This is a genomic window from Flavobacterium luteolum (genome assembly GCF_027111275.1).
GTDB lineage: Bacteria > Bacteroidota > Bacteroidia > Flavobacteriales > Flavobacteriaceae > Flavobacterium > Flavobacterium luteolum.
In genome coordinates, this window is the sequence record NZ_CP114286.1 from 5,223,461 (window position 1) to 5,240,029 (window position 16,569).

Sequence of the window (16,569 nt, forward strand, 5' to 3'; positions counted from 1 at the left end):
TCTGACAAAAAAAATATTTTATAGGATATTTTTCTATCTTTGAAATTCATCAAAATGGCTTTATCTTTGAGCCAATAGAAAAATAAAACGCAATATGGAACAGAAAATTCATCAGGGAAGAAACATAAAACGCTTCAGAGAAATGCTTAACATTAAGCAAGAAGCATTGGCTTATGATCTTGGAGAAGACTGGAGCCAGAAGAAGATTTCTATGCTGGAACAAAAAGATACAATTGAAGAGAGTCTGCTTAGACAAATCTCAGCTATATTAAAAATTCCTGTTGAAGCTTTTCAAAATTTTGATGAGGAACAAGCTATAAATATTATTTCAAATACTTTTGGAGATAATGCATGTGTCGGAAATCCTAATTCTACATTCAATTTCAATCCTATTGGAGAATTAAAAAAAATTCATGAAGAGAAAATTGCTTTGTTTGAACGTATGCTAAAAGAGAAAGACGAAATGATGGCTAGGCTTGAGAAATTAATCGGCAAATAAGATTTATTACAATATTACTTCATTAAAAGAGAGACTCCAAAGTCTCTCTTTTTTATGTCTTTATATAAAAAAAACTAATCAAGATTACAATTTCTAAGACAAAAAATTGCACAAAGCCAGTCCCGAAAGCTTTCGGGATTGCGCAGCTTTTCATTAGGAACTCTTTGGAGAGCGGGAATAGAATGTAATCTGATTTTTAGGTATTTGTTTCTTTAATTTTGAAATAGCATTTTTCGCAAACAATTTTAAATTTGCCTTCTTCCCAGCATTTTTCTGCCCCCCCTACTCTGCAAAGTGTTCTCCTCATTAACGCTGCGCAAATGTCTCCGACTTTGCGCTTTTTATACAACAGCCCATTAAACCGCTCACTTCTAAAAGTATCTGACTTTATTATAAAATTACTAATAAAGATTATCTCGAAAAATAGACTTTAAATTTAAAATATCGACAATTGGATTATCTGCTTTTTCAATACTTAGCAATCCTTTATCATTAATATAATTGCTTGCGCTAGAATAAACATATTCTGATGCTCGATTCACATAGCCTGCTCTTACAGGATTTAAATGTATATAATCCAGTTTAGAGCACATAAATTTATTGCTGTAAATTTCTTCCGCGTGATTTCCATACTGCCAAAATTGATAAAGTTTATTTCTGGTATGTTTTTCTGCAGCAAGTTTAAATCTTTCCAGCATCCACTCTCTTCTGCTTTCTGGACTATTTTTTATTTTGTCTAGGATAGTTTTTGCTGTAAACTTTTTAAAATCTCTTATTAAATCTGAAAGCTTTCCGTCTTCCGACTGCACAATCATATGAATGTGATTGCTCATTATGACATAACCATACAAAATCATTCCTTTATTTTTAATACAGTAATCTAAGCATTCAATTATAACATCCCTATAACTCTGTCGTGTAAAAACATCGATCCAGTCTACAATTGTTGGCGTGATAAAATGCGGCAGTTTTTGATCTCTTATTACATAGCCTTCTTTCATTTTTTTCTTTTTGGGCAAAAATATAAGATTAAACTTATTATTTATGATTATGCAAAAGAAAAAAGTCGGGAGACTTTTGTCACGTTTACAATTTCTAAGGAAAAAAAAATTGCGCATAGTCAGAGACATTTGCGCAGCTTTTCAGTTGAACTCTTCGGAGAGCGGGGGACGATTTATAACGAGTGTAGTTTTTTCTTTCTCATAATTAACCAAAGCATAGCAAAGTAAGATTATAGCTTTATATCTAGTTTCTTTCATTGTCTGCTTAGCATCTTGTTTGGCTTTTCGGGTGGCTACCAAAAAATCAAAAGAAGCTTTAAGAATCCCACCGAATCCAACTAAACCTACTACTGATATTATTTGCTCTGCTGTCATAAAATTTTAGTTTTTGAATCATACTAATATAGCTATTTGCATGTAAAAAAGCCACTCCGTTTAAGGAATGGCTTTTGCGACAATTAATCTATAAAATTCCACGATTTTCTATTATAGCTTTCACTTTTTTATCATCAGATAAATCCCAGTACCACCATTTATTCTCATCGTTCTTTTCAATTTCAAATCTTCTGCTATAAGATATTTTGAACAAATGCAAAAGCAGAATAAACGATTTATTAATCTCGTTTTCTGGCAAATCTAAAAGTTTCTTTAAATTATGATTTGCAACACCTTTTTGAAGTAAAATACATGGTGTGTAAGTTTTTTTTAGATTACTTTCTTTAATTGCATTTTCAATATCTTCTTCTTTAGGTTTTGATTGCATTATTAAAAAAAGAATATCGTTCAAAAATTCTTTTTTCTCATTTAAAGTTAGTAAACTAAATATATTCGACAAATCATTTATTTCAACTAAATTTTGTCCAAATTTATTTACTTGAATCTCATTTAATAATTCCATTTCTATATTTATTTACGAGGTAATACTGTTATATGTGGCAATTCCGTTCTCACTGCACCTGTAAAAATATCAATATTTCTAGCCATATTATCAATAGTTGATTTTGCACCTGGCAAAGAATTTTTAATTTTACTCCAATTTTTACTATTTAAGCCTCCTTCTATTACATAATCCCCCTGCTCCGCAAAGTCTTCTCCTCATTAACGCTGCGCAAATGTCTCTGACTTTGCGCTTTTTTATGCAAAAGTTCATTAAACCGTTCATTTCTAAAAGTCTCTGACTTTATTATAAAATTACTAATAAAGATTATCTCGAAAAATAGACTTTAAATTTAAAACATCGACAATTGAATTATCTGCTTTTTCAATACTTAGCAATCCTTTATCATTAATATAATTGCTTGCGCTAGAATAAACATATTCTGATGCTCGATTCACATAGCCTGCTCTTACAGGATTTAAATGTATATAATCCAGTTTAGACCACATAAATTTATTGCTGTAAATTTCTTCTGCGTGATTTCCGTACTGCCAAAATTGATAAAGTTTATTTCTGGTATGTTTTTCTGCAGCAAGTTTAAATCTTTCCAGCATCCACTCTCTTCTGCTTTCTGGACTATTTTGTATTTTGTCTAGGATAGTTTTTGCTGTAAACTTTTTAAAATCTCTTACTAAATCCGAAAGCTTTCCATCTTCCGACTGCACAATCATATGAATGTGATTGCTCATTATGACATAACCATACAAAATCATTCCTTTATTTTTAATGCAGTAATCTAAGCATTCAATTATAACATTCTTATAACGCTGACGTGTAAAAACATCGATCCAGTCTACAATTGTTGGCGTGATAAAATGCGGCAGTTTTTGATCTCTAATTACATAACCTTCTTTCATTTCCTTTTTAGTTTAAAAGTAATACTTTTCTTTCTTATTTAATCTTTAAGGAACAATCGTAAAAAGTCGGAGACTTTTATCGCGTTTATAAGTTCTAAGACAAAAAAATTGCGCAAAGTCAGAGACATTTGCGCAGCTTTTCATTAGGAACTCTTCGGAGAGCGGGGTTTCGTACTTTAAAACTAAATCTAATACAAGTTAAAGTCATTTATTCATTTTGATTTTTATGTCTTCTGCTCATTTCAAATCTTTATCTCTAATTTTATGCAACAAAAAACAGAAAAACCAATGCTAAAAGAAGCCCTTCAACCATTAATAGATAATTCCACAGTTATTTTAATTATGGGTACAATGGCTGGCGAACAATCTATTGCCAAACAAGAATACTATGCAAACAAAGGCAACCTTTTCTGGAAAATTTTGTTTGGTATTTTTGATGAAGAATTCAGCGCTTCTTATGAAGATCGAAAAGCGCTGGTCAAAAAATACAATATTGGACTTTGGAATGTTCTTAAAAGCTGTAAAAGAGAAGGAAGCAGCGACGCTAAAATAACAGAAGAAACTCTTAACGATTTTGAGAGTTTACACAAACAGTTTCCAAATATAAAACATGTCTTTTTTGAAAGCAAAGCTGCAGCAAAATACTTTCACAAGCATACTATACCGCAAGAAGGAATAACTTATACAACGCTGCCCTCCACAAGTGGGTTAAATGCAGGTTTAACTAAAGCAGAAAAAATGGAACAATGGAAAGCCGTATCTCAAATAGCGCTTTCTAAACATGAGGGTTAATTACAAAATAATTTCAGGCAGAATTATCTGTTTCGCATAATATAAAAAAGTATTTCTTCCTCTAATTCTCTTGACAGATTCTCAAACTTCATTCGGCGTCTGAAATTTTTTTCGCTCCTATCCTTGTATAACTCTGTTTTAGCCGTGCTTACGCAATAAGCGTCGCACATTACTTTAAATTTTTGGTCGAGTATATACAATTCTTTCATTGAATCAAAGTATGCTGCAAACTTAACATTATACAATTCGTCAGGAATAGCGGCCATAGGTTGGATTGTATTTAGATTAATACTTTATTTTACCTTATAAGTTCATATACACATACTCAATTATAAGTAACTGTATATATTTCAATTCATTTCTCTGCATATAGAAAAACTGCTTTGAAATAAATAATACTTAAAATTAAAATGAAAAACTTTAATCCTCCTGCCTGAGGCTCTGGAAATGGTTTCAGATTATAATCTGAAACCAGAAATAGTAAAATGAACCTTGAACCGTTAAAATGAAACAATGATAAATCACGTGTTTTTAACATCATACACATAAATCTGTACCTCATCGTCATTGGCTAGAATTCTGCGGTCGACAGCACATTGTTGTCCGATATCTGATTTAAAAGATTCCATCATGACTTCTATAGATTCAAAATATAAATTAGCCACAAGATACACATCTGAATGTCCTGTAAGCGATAAGACAGATCCATTGCTTACTTCATATTTTATAATTCCAGGAAGTTTTTTTGCCAACGGAATATGCACTTCATAATAATGCTTTTCAAAAAAAGCAGTGTCTTTTGGAGTTTTGTAAATTACTGTCATTTTTGCCATAATACTGTTTTATTATATTGATTAGATAATACTTAAAGTAAAATTAAAAGCAAATGCTGAACTTTATAATATGAAAACTAGACATTCTTAGAGGTGTATTTGGACAATGACTTTTAGTATCTTTATATAAAAATATCATGAAACAACTTATCATTATAGTTCCTGAAGGAGACAATAATCTTTCGAGTATTTCTGGCGCATACGAAATCTTTACAAAAGCAAATGCTTTTAATAGAGCAAATGGCAAAAAAGAATTATTCCATATTCAGCTTGCTGGAATTTCTGAGAAAGTAGAATTCAATCAGGGAATTTTTACTGTGAAACCTCATCTAAATATTTCGCAGGTTAGTAAAACCGATTTGATCATCATTCCGTCATTAAACCACAATTATAATCTCGCTCTTGAACATAATGAAGAATTAGTGCTGTGGCTAAAAAAACAGTATAGAAAAGGTGCCGAAATCGCGACTATTTGCACAGGAGCTTTCATGCTCGCCGCATCGGGACTACTTGACGGAAAAAGCTGTTCTACGCACTGGTCTGTTAAGGAAAATTTCAGTAAGATGTTTCCAAAAATAAATCTTAGAATTGACGAACTAATTACAGACGAAAATGGAATTTACACCAATGGTGGTGCTTATTCTTTTTTGAATCTGATGATTTATCTTATTGAAAAATATTACGGTAGGGCTACAGCAATTTATTGCGCAAAAGTATTTCAGATCGAAATGAATCGAAGTACACAATCGCAATTTATTATTTTCTCAGGTCAGAAAAAGCATGAAGATGAAATGGTACTGCATGCGCAATCTTTTATAGAGCAAAATCTGGGAGAAAAATTATCAATGAGTGATCTTTCTAACAGGTTTAACGTAAGCAGAAGGAATTTTGACCGAAGATTTATAAGAGCCACAGGAAATACTCCGAGCGAATATCAGCAAAGGGTAAAAATCGAAGCGGCTAAAAAAGCCTTTGAATCAGACCGAAAAACGGTAAATGAAGTGATGTACGAAGTGGGTTATTCTGACATAAAAGCTTTTCGCGATGCATTTAAAAAAATTACGGGAATTGCACCTGTAGAATACAAAAAGAAATACCATAAAGGCGCGGCCTAAATCTCATTATTGCACTTTAGATCGAGCGAAAGTAGATTTTTAAAATAATTTAGATAGTCTTAATTTCTTAACTCTTTTGCTTCGTTGTCTTTCTATTCCTCTATCAAAACAAAAAATTGATTTATCTCCATACAGTTTGTACTTTTGCGATTATGAATGATAATTTTATAAATGAATACTTTGGTATAGGAATACAAAATGGTAAAACACCAGAAAACTTAGGTGTTTTGTGGAGATCGGCTCAAAACTTAGGAGCTACTTTTATATTTACCATAGGAAATCGATATGCTAAACAAGCTTGTGATACGCACGATGCTGTAAAAGCAATTCCGTATTTTCATTACGATACTTTTGAAGCCTTTTTTGAAAACTTACCTAAAGGAGCAAGATTAGTTGGAGTTGAATTATCTGAAAATGCTTCCGACTTAGAAACTTTTGAACACCCGAGACGCTGCGTTTATATTTTGGGTGCAGAAGATCACGGTTTATCAAAAAAAGTAATGGAAAAGTGCCATCATTTGGTGAAATTCAAATCAGAAAAAAGTTTGAATGTGGCCGTAGCAGGAACCATTGTGATGTACGATAGAAATTTGTCTAAGCCGCGTTCTTAAAAAAGCTACTGAATATTTAATTCATATCTCGACAAAGCAGTTACAACTGCTTTAAATTCACATAAAAATAAAAAGGAGCAAAAGATAAACTTTTGCTCCTGCTTAAAAAGCATTTTCACAAAGCCAATAAGATCTATTTTACAATACTCCTTCTCGGTTTCTTTTACGGCAAATTGCCGTTAATGCTTTTACTTAATAGACATTTCAATTTCAAAATATCTATTTTCAACTAACTTAAACTAACCTATTATAAAAAATACTAATAGCCAGGATTCTGATAGGCTGCTTTTTCTTCAGGCGTCATCTGCATCCCGTCGAGCTGGCTTGTTGGTATTGGACGAAGGTAATTCTCAGGAGCAATTGTTCTTGTAAACACCTTAACGCTATGATCTTTCCAATCATTTGGATTAGTAGCTCCCGCAATTGAAAATGAATTTCCGTACTGGGTCCATTTTTGCGTGCGTACGAGATCATACCATCTATAGCCTTCTCCAAAATATTCACGAGAACGTTCTGCCAGAATATAGTCAATATCAATAATTAAAGGAGTAGCAGCCGTCATCGCAGCACTGTTATCCTGTGTTTTAACTTTATTCCCATTATTATCAAAAGTCCATTTTCCTGCACGAGCACGAATAACATTAATCAAATCTCTTGCTGTTTTACCTCCTTGCACTGCAGCCCCTTTAACAGCGGCTTCTGCAGCTACAAAATACAACTCAGAGAATTTAGCTATTGGAAACGGACGCGTACTACTTCCGTTAGGAGAACCTAAACCTGTTCCGTTATCTGTACGATATGGTCCTAATTTCCAATTTCCTGGATAACATATTCTAGAGATCACGCTAGGCTCAATTACAAAGTCTGCTCTTCCAGGAAGCACACCTGCTCCAATTGAACTGTTAAATACAGAATTAGAATAATCAATACCTGGAGTATCATTATTTAAAAAGGTAAGAACTGGATCTCCGTTTGAAATAGGAAGATAATTGGCATTATACAATACTGGCGAAGTAATTCCTGCTTTCGCCCAGTTTCCGCGATATACTGTGGTGAAAGTTCCGTCATATCTAGAATCATTTGTTTTATCGGCAAATGTCTTTTTAAACACTTCAATAGGAGGCGCAAGCATCGTCCAAGGTCTTCCTAAATGCTGTTCTGCTTCACGCTGCACAGAACTTACCGCAGCCCAGCCGGTACTGCTTGAAGAACTTCTTACACCAGTATAGTTAAACTGTCCAAACCATCCAGCAAAATAATCTGTGCTAAAACCTCCGCCACTATAACCGATGTCACCTCCGTTATAAAGAGAACTGGTTTCTGTATGATCTGCATACAGCAGCATTTCTTTATTGCGGTCATTTTTACCAACACTTACTTCGTAAAAAGAAGACACTAATCCGAAAGGTCCAGGATTGTTTATTGCTTCTACTGCAACGTTATAAGCTTGCTGATAATACCAAGCGGCATCATGCCCATCTAAATCTTTGCGGTCTGCTAAAGGATAAGTAGGGATATTATTCGGATTTTCTAGCCACCATGCAAATGTTAGATATGCTTTGGCAAGATAAAAACGTGCAGCTGTTTTAGTAAGACCTCCAGTCACACGTCCTGTTACTGGCAAGTCTTCAACCGCTTGTTTTAAATCTGGAAATATCGCTTTGCTATACACTTCTGGAACTGTATTTCGCACAGAAGTTCTTACTGTAGAAGAATTAAATCTCAATTCTCCTGCTCCCAAATCTAATGGCACACCGCCAAAAGTCTGTACTAATAAGAAGTAGTCAAAAGCTCTAAAAAATCTTGCTTCAGCAATCAGAGCGGGAGAAATGGTTCCAATTTTGGAAGCGTTTTCAATTACACCACTTGCCGTATTGATATTAGGAAAAGTATTCCCCCAGACTATACCAGTATTACTTGTTTGGGCATTAATTACTCCTACTCCAGAGAAGTCAAGATTTTTAACATTCCCATCTGAGTTTTGTCCCCATGTAGATTCATCGGTTGCAATCTGTCCTGTATTTAAAAAATAACCGCTACCATACATATATCTCAAATGGCCGTACATTGATGTTATTCCTCCCATTACTCCTTCTGGAGTAGAAAAATAATCTGGGGTAAAAATAGCTCTAGGATTTTCTTCTAATATATTATCTGAACATCCTGCCAGAAAAATTGAAGCAAATGCTGTTATAATATATTTTTTTACTTGAATATGTTTCATTGCTGTTTTCTGTTTAAAAAATTATACTAAGTCCCAAAATCAGATTGCGTGACTGAGGCGTATTATAACCTACAGTTAACAAACGGCTTAAGTTTCCTGAATAGGCAACAGCCATATTTGAAGCGTCGTTTGCATAAGAATTAGTTTCAGGATCTAATCCAGATACTTTATGATATGGAGAATAAATTACCCATGGATTCTGAATAGTGCAGTAAAGTTTCAGCTTTTCCATTCCGGCGCTTTTAATCCATTGCTTATTGAGACTATAACCAAGAGTAATAGTTTTTAACTTAACAAATGATCCGTCAAAATACCCTAAAGTAGAACCGTATTTAGGATTATTACTTTCTGTAGGGCCTCCTGGTTTTGGAAACTGAGCATCAGTATTCTCAGGTGTCCAGTAATCTACATCAATTTGTCCACGTCTTCCGTCATTGATATTTAAATAACCGTTAGAACCGTAAAGTGTACTGTTTAAAATACCTCCGCTCTGGAAAAGTCCTACAACGCTTATATCAAAATTTTTATAGGCCACTCTTGTATTAAAACCACCTTGAAAATCTGGATCTGCATTTAACACCTGTCTGTCTTCTGCTCCAATCAATCTCTTAGGCGTTCCATCAGCATTATAATCTCCAGTATAAGCAACTCTTACCATCCCAGCTTGACCTGCAGGTCCTTCATATTGTTTTGCCTCAGCATCGGTCTGCCAGAGTCCTATTTTTTTGTAATCATATATTACATTAAGCGGTTTTCCAACAAACCACCAGTTATTCTGATCTTCTGTCATGCCCGAAGCAAGAGACACCAATTTGTTTTTATTGCTATAAATGTTAACACCTGCATCCCAAGTCCATCCATTATAATTGTCTAGAATTACGCCATTAAGACTTAACTCCCAACCTTTATTCTGAGTTGATCCTACATTACCTACATACGAACTAACTCCAGAAGTTACAGGAAGATTAACGCTCAACAAAAGATCTTTTGTATCTGTAGTATAATACTCAGCTGTTCCCGAAAGCCTATTATTGAAAAGAGAAAAATCTAGTCCGAAATTTGAAGTGATAGAATATTCCCATCCTAAATTAGGATTAGGAAGAGTCGAAACATAATAACCAGTTGCATTGCTTGCTCCAAAATTGTAAGGCCTTGTACTTAAATAACCTAATGTTGCATAAGGTGCCACGGATTGATTTGAAGTCTGACCATATCCTCCTCTAAGTTTTAAAGCATTTACCCACTTTACATTCTTCATAAAAGACTCTTTACTAATATTCCAACCTGCTGAAAATGCTGGATAAGTATGCCACTGATTAGAAGGCGCAAGACGAGAAGAAGCATCAGAACGTACTGTTGCGCTAATCATGTAGCGATCTGCATACGAATACATTGCACGAGCCATATACGAAATAAGACCACTTTGAGTATAAGTCTGATTGCCATTATTTATAGTAATATCATCATTATCACCTGTAGAAGTTTGACCCAAATTAAAATACTGAAAACTATCTCCTGCTATATTTCTTCTTGAAATTAAAGAACTGTTGTACGTATCTTGTGCTGACGAATACATCGCCAATGCATTTATTTTATGTTTTTCAGAAAATGTACGATCATACGTCAGCATTGTTTCAACTGTCCAGCTTGTAGACTGCGAGTTTCCAATAGATGCCACATTTGGATTGTCTGGATTAGCATTAAAAACTCCGATTCCTGTATAAGTACCAGAATTGCTGGTTCTGTAGTTTCCTCCTAGATTCACTCGAGCTTTCAAACCTTCAACAGCTGGTATTTTAAGTTCACCGTAAATAGAATTGTAAGAACCGAAAGCTTTGTTTGTATCGGCCCACTTATCTCCTAGATTTCTCATACTTTCTTTGGTATAAACCCAGTTTTCGTCTTGAGGCATTTTTACGGTTCTTTTTAGCGAACCGTCTTCATTATAAGGATTTGCAATTGGCGACATACTTAAAACTCCGTACATTCCTAAACTAGCACCATCTGTTATACTATAATTATTATTAGAAGAAAAACCAATTTTGAAAATGCCAATTTCCTGATCTAAAGCTGCACGAATAGAATATCTGTTATATTCTGATCCTGGTATTACAGCTTGGTCTTTATAGTAATTAACCCCAACATTATAATTACCATTTTCTGTTCCTCCTGTAACTGCAATATCATGATTAGTTACAATTCCTGTTCTATAAAATAAATCTTGCCAGTCTGTGTTCACATCATCAGCTTCATCTATTCCGTTTACAAGATTTTTACCTGCCAATTTTCGAAATTCAACATATTTAGGTCCTTCCATCATAGGGTACTTAACAGCGGTTTTATATCCTGTATAAGTATTATAGGCAATAGATGTTCTTTGTCCTTTCGTTCCTCTGTTGCTGGTTACCAAAATAACTCCATTTGCTCCTCGAGAACCATAAATAGCAGTAGCAGATGCATCTTTTAATATATCTACACTTTTGATATCTTCAGGACTTATATCTGCCAGAGTTCCTGAAAACGGAATACCGTCAAGTACCACTAAAGGATCATTGCCTGCTGTTAATGAACGTGTACCTCGAATACGGATCTGCATCGCAGCTCCCGGTTTTGTAGAGGTTTGTGTAATTTGAACACCAGGAAGACGTCCCTGCATAGATTGAGTAATATTGGCAGAAGGAACCTCACGTATTTCACTTCCTTTAATTGAGGCGACCGATCCTGTAACTGCTTCTTTACGCTGGGCTCCATACCCAATAACAACTACTTCTTTTAGATTATTGGAATCCTCCTGCAACTTTACATTAATAGTTTTCTGTCCATTAACACCGACTTCACGACTTGTGAAACCTAAAAAACTAAAGACAAGCACTCCGTTAGAAGGTACTGCAATAGAATAAGTACCGTCAAAACCTGTACTGACACCAGTCTTTGTCCCTTTTACATTTACATTGGCACCTGGAATAGGTCCTTTATCATCTGAGACTGTTCCTGTGACTGTTGTCTGTGCATTCGAGTGAATCGAAAAGACAGACATTAAGATCAAAAAACCAAAGCATTTGAGAAGCTTTGATCGACTTGCAACAAAAAAGTTAGTCATAATAATTGATTTAAATAATTAAAATATGGTTTATGGTTTAGTTAGAGATCTGAACTTATTATTTAGAAATAAATAGTAAGTTTTTGAACAAATATATATCTTTTTTCAAAAAAACAATCGGTTGTGTAATTATTTTTTTGTTTAATATTCAAAAATTATACAATAAAAAAACATAATACCTATTTTATACTTAAATTATTTAATGATAAATCAATAAAAAGTTGCGTAATGTTTTAAAAAACAAATAAACATTCATAGAAAATTAAAGAAAAAACAAAATGCATTATTATAAAAATTTATTTAAATCTCAGTTTTAAAGTAACATAATCTTCTAAAAACCAATAAAAAGTATGCAACAATGAATTTTAATTCTAAAAATACATAATCAAACCCTCTTAACATTCCTTTATCAGCAATCGGTTGCTTATTTACAACAATCAAGGAATAATTCCCAGTTTTTTAAATTTTGTAAAACAAAATGTCAAAGAGTTTCTTTAATAAAATAAAAAAGCAACTCATTTTTTTACCTTGCTCAATATCATTATCTTAGAAGTCTCCTTTTCCTAAATATAAAAACTATGAAAAAAACAATATTAGCGCTTAGTATTTCTACGTCTCTCCTCGCAGCGTGCTATCTTCTTTCTTCTAATACCCAACCAGCCAAAGAATCTAACGCATATAAAGTGCAGAAAATTCCAGGAAAAATAGAATGTGAATTCTATGACCTAGGCGGACAGGGAGTCGCTTACTTTGATTTGGATAGTGTCAATAATGGAAGCGGAAAACTCAATCCTGTAAATGGAAATCCCCTTAACGAATTTAGAATTAAAGAAGGTGTTGATATTTCATATACTAAATCGGACAGTATTGACGATACTCCATATAGTAAAGTTCCCGTGAAACTAAAACAACTTTATGTTGGTTGGACTCAGCCTAAAGAATGGATTAACTACACTGTTGAGGTAAAGAAAACTGGCAGATATAAAATAGGTCTTCAATATACCGCAAATGGAGACGGCGTAGTATCTTTTGATGTAAATGGAAAAGATGCTACAGGAAATTTGAAAATTACTTCAACTCACGATGATAAAGATCCTGTAGCATGGAGACAATGGCACCATTGGAACTTTTCGGAAAATATTGGAAACATAACGCTAAAAAAAGGCAAACAGCTTCTGACCTTGCATATTGTTGAAAACGGCAATATGAACTTAGATTATCTCATTTTTACGCCTTATTGAAAATTTGCAGCTATAGATGATAAAAGATTGCAAAAAGCTATTTCAAGACTAACTTAAAAAAGCAAGAAAAAGGCCGTAAATACAAGGATTATATGGCATAAATTCAAATATTATAAGATTAAAAACTAAAAAAAAGCTTATCTTAGTACCTTGATTTTAACTGCATAAACAGTTTTAAAATTTAATTTTTAATTCCGTATCGCAATCTCTACATTTTACATTCGGAGCTATATTATAAAATGAGGTTTCTATGAAAAATAGCCCTAAATTAATTAGTAATTATGAGTACAAGAAGTTCTTTCTTCCCGATATAACCACTCACAATCTCTTTAATAATTCTAATGTACAACTGTACCGAATTGAAAACTATTTAAGGAAAATTGTAATACCAGTTAATCCTTACCAAACCACTTTCAACTTTCTAATTTTTGTTACAAAAGGATTTTTAAAACAACAGCTCGAAACATCTGTTTTTGAAATTAATGCTAACCAAGCGCTTAGCATTAAACAAGGAAATTTTACGGCAACCTTAGAATTATCAGATGATGTTGAAGGTTTTTTTGTTATTTATGAAAACGAGGTCATCACTGAAATTGCGTTGACTACAAGCGATCTAAACTTTTTTTATACTTCACCTTTTTCTATTTTAAACCCTAACCAAATCAATTGGCTTATCCGTTTATTTGAATTACTGGAAGAGGAATTGAACCAAACCGAACATATTAATGCAATTACTACAGCTCTTCTTCAATCTGCATTATTAAAAATTATACGAACAGAAAATACAGACAATAAATCACTTAGCCGTGCAAGTTTTATCTCTTTTCAATTTAGGGAACTGGTTCAGAAAAACCATATTCAACATAAAAACATCGATTATTACTCCAATCTATTAAAAATATCAGATAATTATTTGAACAAATGCGTTAAAGAAACTACTGGAAAGGCACCAAAACAATGGATAAACGAAATTACGATTCAACACAGCCAAATTCTTTTGCAAGATAATTCTAAAGAAATAGCAGAAATAGCATTTGAGCTGCATTTTCAATCGCCTTCTTATTTTTCACGTATGTTTAAAAAAGTGACAGGAGAGTCTCCTTCTGATTATCGAACACAGTTTTTAAAACATTAAAATTTAAAACTCATTCATAAAAAAAGAAAACGCTTAAACAGGATGTTTAAAAATCCTGTTATAAGCGTTTTTTGTCTAAAAAAGACTCTACTTAAAAAATATAAATTTTAGCTCATAAATTAAGCTGGTGTACCTTCACTGTTAGAAACAACAGCATCAATTTGAACTAAAGCATCCACAGGAATTGCCGAAACTCCAATTACTGTTCTTGCAGGCAAATCTCCGCTGAAAAATGAAGTATAGATTTCATTTACATCTGTAATATCTGCAACATTTCTAAGCTGAATATTTACCTTAACAATGTCATCCATTTTATGGTCGATACTTTCTACAATTGCTTTGATATTATTTAAACATTGTGCAGCCTGTTCTTTAATTCCGCTTCCAACTATTTGATTGTTTTCTGGAACCAAAGGCAATTGACCTGCAATATGATTGTAATGTGAATAAGCAACTGTGTGCGAATACGGAACTTTTGGTGCGTTTTCTGTGTTATTTGCTTCAATCACTAAAAAACGTGCATCTTCTGGAAGTTGTGGAGGGGTTCCGTCACCATGTGATACAGCAGTATCAATTTGAATCAAAGCCCCAAGTGGTAAAGCACAAGCACTAACAATTGTTCTAGCTGGAACATAGCTTGGGAAGAATTTTGCTAAAACTTCGTTTACAACTTCAGCATCTGAAATGTCTTTAAGAAAAACGGTAGTTTTAACTACATCATTCATAACGTGTCCAATGCTTTCTAAAATAGCTTTAATATTTTCTAAACATTGTTCAGTCTGTTCTTTTACGCCACCTGCAACAATTTTACCAGATTGTGGATCGATAGGCAATTGAGCTGAAATATTACTATAGTGAGAAAACGCTACGTTATGTGCGTGTATGCTCTTTGGTGCATTTTCTGTATTTCTGGTTACTTTAACAAGATCTAAAGCTTTTTGCGGAGTTGTTCCCTCACCGTTTGAAATAAGAGTATCTATCTGAATTAAAGCGCCATCTAATGGCAGAGCTTCTACGGCAACTGTTGTGCGAGTTGGAAGATTGCTTTTGAAGAATGTTTTGTACACTTCATCTACTGCTTCTATATCAGAAATACTCTTTAAGAAAACAGTTAGTTTTACTGTATCATCCATAACATGACCAATGCTTTCTACAATTGCTTGGATATTTGTCAAACATTGTTTTGCCTGCTCTTTAATATCGCCACTAACAATTTCTCCCGTTTTAGGATCAATAGGCAATTGCGCCGAAAAATTGTTGTAATGAGAAAACGCTACTGTCTGCGTTGAAAATGGGCTTTTTGGCGCATTTTCTGTGTTTCTCGAGTTCTTTTTAATTTCGCTCATAAATTTGTTTGTTTTTGTGTTTTAGTTATTACTTTTTATGTACTTCTTATTATTAGCTTATCATGCCCCAAAAGGATTCTTCCAAATTATATCTAAAGCCAAATAATTCACATCTGAAATATCAGATCCTTTACCAATGAGGTTATACATATAGCCTACATCGAAAATAAATGGAATTTCATGTGGTGTAAGTGAGTAGTAAAGTGTGAACCTGCTTTCTTTATAATCAAATTTTGACCATTCTTTCTCGGGTTTATTTTCTTTGCTTATTGCAAAAAGAACTTCGGCACCTCCTATAATATGATGCGTTTTACTGTTGCCTAAGTCTAGGCTTAGCTGTGTTTTGAGGCGAGTACGCAACTGAAAATTCTCTTCGGCATTACTGAAATCTGGATTGAAAAATTTCCTAAACTCTTGTCTTATCGTATTTTTCCATTTCAGTCCGTTGCCTTCTGTGATATAAGAATAGCGTCCGTACAATCTAAATTCCTGTTCAATTGCAGGATTTAATTCCTCATAAGGCGCTTCAGAGTCATAATTATTAGATCTTCTGTAGCTAAGCGCATATGAGTATTCCCAATTCTTGCTATAACGGTTAGAAATTTCCTCGTTGATTACCAGAATTGCCATTTTAGAAAATGGATTATTCTCATCTGGACTGCTCTTTAGTCCATAGCCTACATAAGTTGTCGATTCTTTTTGTTTAAGTGAATCTAAAGACTGTCTAACTCCAAACGCGAACCAAGCTGCGTTTTTTCCTTCTCCTAAACCTGGTGGACTTAACTGTGCGTATGATTTATTACTAAATGTGACCACAAAAATGACCACTGCCAATAGCAATTTGCTTTTTGCAGACACGTTTTTCATATTTTCTAAAT

Annotated in this window: 15 protein-coding genes; 6 read left to right on the top strand and 9 right to left on the bottom strand. The window is 33.6% G+C overall.

Annotation, left to right across the window (positions count from 1 at the left end):
* The first annotated feature begins 94 nt into the window (after positions 1-94).
* Entirely contained in the window at positions 95-499 is a 405-nt protein-coding gene (locus OZP10_RS22245) for a helix-turn-helix transcriptional regulator (RefSeq protein ID WP_281632845.1), read from the top strand.
* 401 nt (positions 500-900) lie between these two features.
* On the opposite strand, the gene OZP10_RS22250 is transcribed toward OZP10_RS22245, so the two are convergent.
* The 4 genes from OZP10_RS22250 to OZP10_RS22265 all read right to left on the bottom strand — a co-directional run bounded on the left by OZP10_RS22250 (position 901) and on the right by OZP10_RS22265 (position 3,294).
* Complete coding sequence (locus OZP10_RS22250) at positions 901-1,500, bottom strand: REP-associated tyrosine transposase (protein WP_281632846.1); 600 nt, start codon at positions 1,498-1,500, stop codon at positions 901-903.
* A 141-nt stretch (positions 1,501-1,641) separates the two neighbouring features.
* Positions 1,642-1,875 (bottom strand): hypothetical protein, encoded by a 234-nt coding sequence (locus OZP10_RS22255; RefSeq protein ID WP_281632847.1) that lies wholly within the window; start codon positions 1,873-1,875, stop codon positions 1,642-1,644.
* Positions 1,876-1,963: 88 nt separating this feature from the next.
* Positions 1,964-2,398, bottom strand: coding sequence for a DUF5958 family protein (locus OZP10_RS22260; RefSeq protein WP_281632848.1), 435 nt, complete (start codon positions 2,396-2,398; stop codon positions 1,964-1,966).
* 296 nt (positions 2,399-2,694) lie between these two features.
* Positions 2,695-3,294: an REP-associated tyrosine transposase gene (locus OZP10_RS22265; protein WP_281632849.1), complete on the bottom strand. Its 600-nt coding sequence runs from the start codon at positions 3,292-3,294 to the stop codon at positions 2,695-2,697.
* A gap of 264 nt (positions 3,295-3,558) precedes the next feature.
* Here OZP10_RS22265 and OZP10_RS22270 point away from each other — a divergent pair, with 264 nt between their 5' ends.
* The gene (locus OZP10_RS22270; protein WP_281632850.1) at positions 3,559-4,086 is read left to right on the top strand and encodes a DNA-deoxyinosine glycosylase; all 528 of its coding nucleotides are present in this window, start codon (positions 3,559-3,561) and stop codon (positions 4,084-4,086) included.
* 521 nt (positions 4,087-4,607) lie between these two features.
* On the opposite strand, the gene OZP10_RS22275 is transcribed toward OZP10_RS22270, so the two are convergent.
* Positions 4,608-4,919, bottom strand: a complete 312-nt coding sequence (locus tag OZP10_RS22275) for an EthD family reductase (RefSeq protein WP_281632851.1) — start codon at positions 4,917-4,919, stop codon at positions 4,608-4,610.
* Between the two features lie 137 nt (positions 4,920-5,056).
* On the opposite strand from OZP10_RS22275, the gene OZP10_RS22280 reads away from it, so the two are divergent.
* Together OZP10_RS22280 and OZP10_RS22285 are read left to right on the top strand one after the other, a co-directional pair.
* On the top strand, positions 5,057-6,034 hold the full coding sequence (locus OZP10_RS22280) for a GlxA family transcriptional regulator (RefSeq protein WP_281632852.1): 978 nt from the start codon (positions 5,057-5,059) through the stop codon (positions 6,032-6,034).
* Between the two features lie 152 nt (positions 6,035-6,186).
* On the top strand, positions 6,187-6,645 hold the full coding sequence (locus tag OZP10_RS22285; RefSeq protein ID WP_281632853.1) for an RNA methyltransferase: 459 nt from the start codon (positions 6,187-6,189) through the stop codon (positions 6,643-6,645).
* A 259-nt stretch (positions 6,646-6,904) separates the two neighbouring features.
* Here the strand turns inward: OZP10_RS22285 and OZP10_RS22290 are convergent, their stop codons facing one another.
* Positions 6,905-8,869 carry a RagB/SusD family nutrient uptake outer membrane protein gene (locus OZP10_RS22290; protein WP_281632854.1) on the bottom strand — a complete coding sequence of 655 codons (1,965 nt, stop codon included), beginning with the start codon at positions 8,867-8,869 and terminating at the stop codon, positions 6,905-6,907.
* Between the two features lie 13 nt (positions 8,870-8,882).
* Positions 8,883-11,969, bottom strand: coding sequence for a SusC/RagA family TonB-linked outer membrane protein (locus OZP10_RS22295; protein WP_281632855.1), 3,087 nt, complete (start codon positions 11,967-11,969; stop codon positions 8,883-8,885).
* 578 nt (positions 11,970-12,547) lie between these two features.
* Here OZP10_RS22295 and OZP10_RS22300 point away from each other — a divergent pair.
* Entirely contained in the window at positions 12,548-13,210 is a 663-nt protein-coding gene (locus OZP10_RS22300) for a carbohydrate-binding protein (RefSeq protein ID WP_281632856.1), read from the top strand.
* A gap of 250 nt (positions 13,211-13,460) precedes the next feature.
* Positions 13,461-14,345: a helix-turn-helix domain-containing protein gene (locus OZP10_RS22305; protein ID WP_281632857.1), complete on the top strand. Its 885-nt coding sequence runs from the start codon at positions 13,461-13,463 to the stop codon at positions 14,343-14,345.
* A 119-nt stretch (positions 14,346-14,464) separates the two neighbouring features.
* On the opposite strand, the gene OZP10_RS22310 is transcribed toward OZP10_RS22305, so the two are convergent.
* Positions 14,465-15,691 carry a RidA family protein gene (locus OZP10_RS22310; protein WP_281632858.1) on the bottom strand — a complete coding sequence of 409 codons (1,227 nt, stop codon included), beginning with the start codon at positions 15,689-15,691 and terminating at the stop codon, positions 14,465-14,467.
* 60 nt (positions 15,692-15,751) lie between these two features.
* Entirely contained in the window at positions 15,752-16,558 is an 807-nt protein-coding gene (locus tag OZP10_RS22315) for a DUF2490 domain-containing protein (RefSeq protein ID WP_281632859.1), read from the bottom strand.
* Between the last annotated feature and the right edge of the window lie 11 nt (positions 16,559-16,569).

Bases quoted from the DNA above. Each gene is read 5' to 3' on its own strand.
- OZP10_RS22245 (WP_281632845.1), top strand. From the start codon at position 95: ATGGAACAGAAAATTCATCAGGGAAGAAACATAAAACGCTTCAGAGAA.
- OZP10_RS22250 (WP_281632846.1), bottom strand. From the start codon at position 1,500: ATGAAAGAAGGCTATGTAATAAGAGATCAAAAACTGCCGCATTTTATC.
- OZP10_RS22255 (WP_281632847.1), bottom strand. From the start codon at position 1,875: ATGACAGCAGAGCAAATAATATCAGTAGTAGGTTTAGTTGGATTCGGT.
- OZP10_RS22260 (WP_281632848.1), bottom strand. From the start codon at position 2,398: ATGGAATTATTAAATGAGATTCAAGTAAATAAATTTGGACAAAATTTA.
- OZP10_RS22265 (WP_281632849.1), bottom strand. From the start codon at position 3,294: ATGAAAGAAGGTTATGTAATTAGAGATCAAAAACTGCCGCATTTTATC.
- OZP10_RS22270 (WP_281632850.1), top strand. From the start codon at position 3,559: ATGCAACAAAAAACAGAAAAACCAATGCTAAAAGAAGCCCTTCAACCA.
- OZP10_RS22275 (WP_281632851.1), bottom strand. From the start codon at position 4,919: ATGGCAAAAATGACAGTAATTTACAAAACTCCAAAAGACACTGCTTTT.
- OZP10_RS22280 (WP_281632852.1), top strand. From the start codon at position 5,057: ATGAAACAACTTATCATTATAGTTCCTGAAGGAGACAATAATCTTTCG.
- OZP10_RS22285 (WP_281632853.1), top strand. From the start codon at position 6,187: ATGAATGATAATTTTATAAATGAATACTTTGGTATAGGAATACAAAAT.
- OZP10_RS22290 (WP_281632854.1), bottom strand. From the start codon at position 8,869: ATGAAACATATTCAAGTAAAAAAATATATTATAACAGCATTTGCTTCA.
- OZP10_RS22295 (WP_281632855.1), bottom strand. From the start codon at position 11,969: ATGACTAACTTTTTTGTTGCAAGTCGATCAAAGCTTCTCAAATGCTTT.
- OZP10_RS22300 (WP_281632856.1), top strand. From the start codon at position 12,548: ATGAAAAAAACAATATTAGCGCTTAGTATTTCTACGTCTCTCCTCGCA.
- OZP10_RS22305 (WP_281632857.1), top strand. From the start codon at position 13,461: ATGAAAAATAGCCCTAAATTAATTAGTAATTATGAGTACAAGAAGTTC.
- OZP10_RS22310 (WP_281632858.1), bottom strand. From the start codon at position 15,691: ATGAGCGAAATTAAAAAGAACTCGAGAAACACAGAAAATGCGCCAAAA.
- OZP10_RS22315 (WP_281632859.1), bottom strand. From the start codon at position 16,558: ATGAAAAACGTGTCTGCAAAAAGCAAATTGCTATTGGCAGTGGTCATT.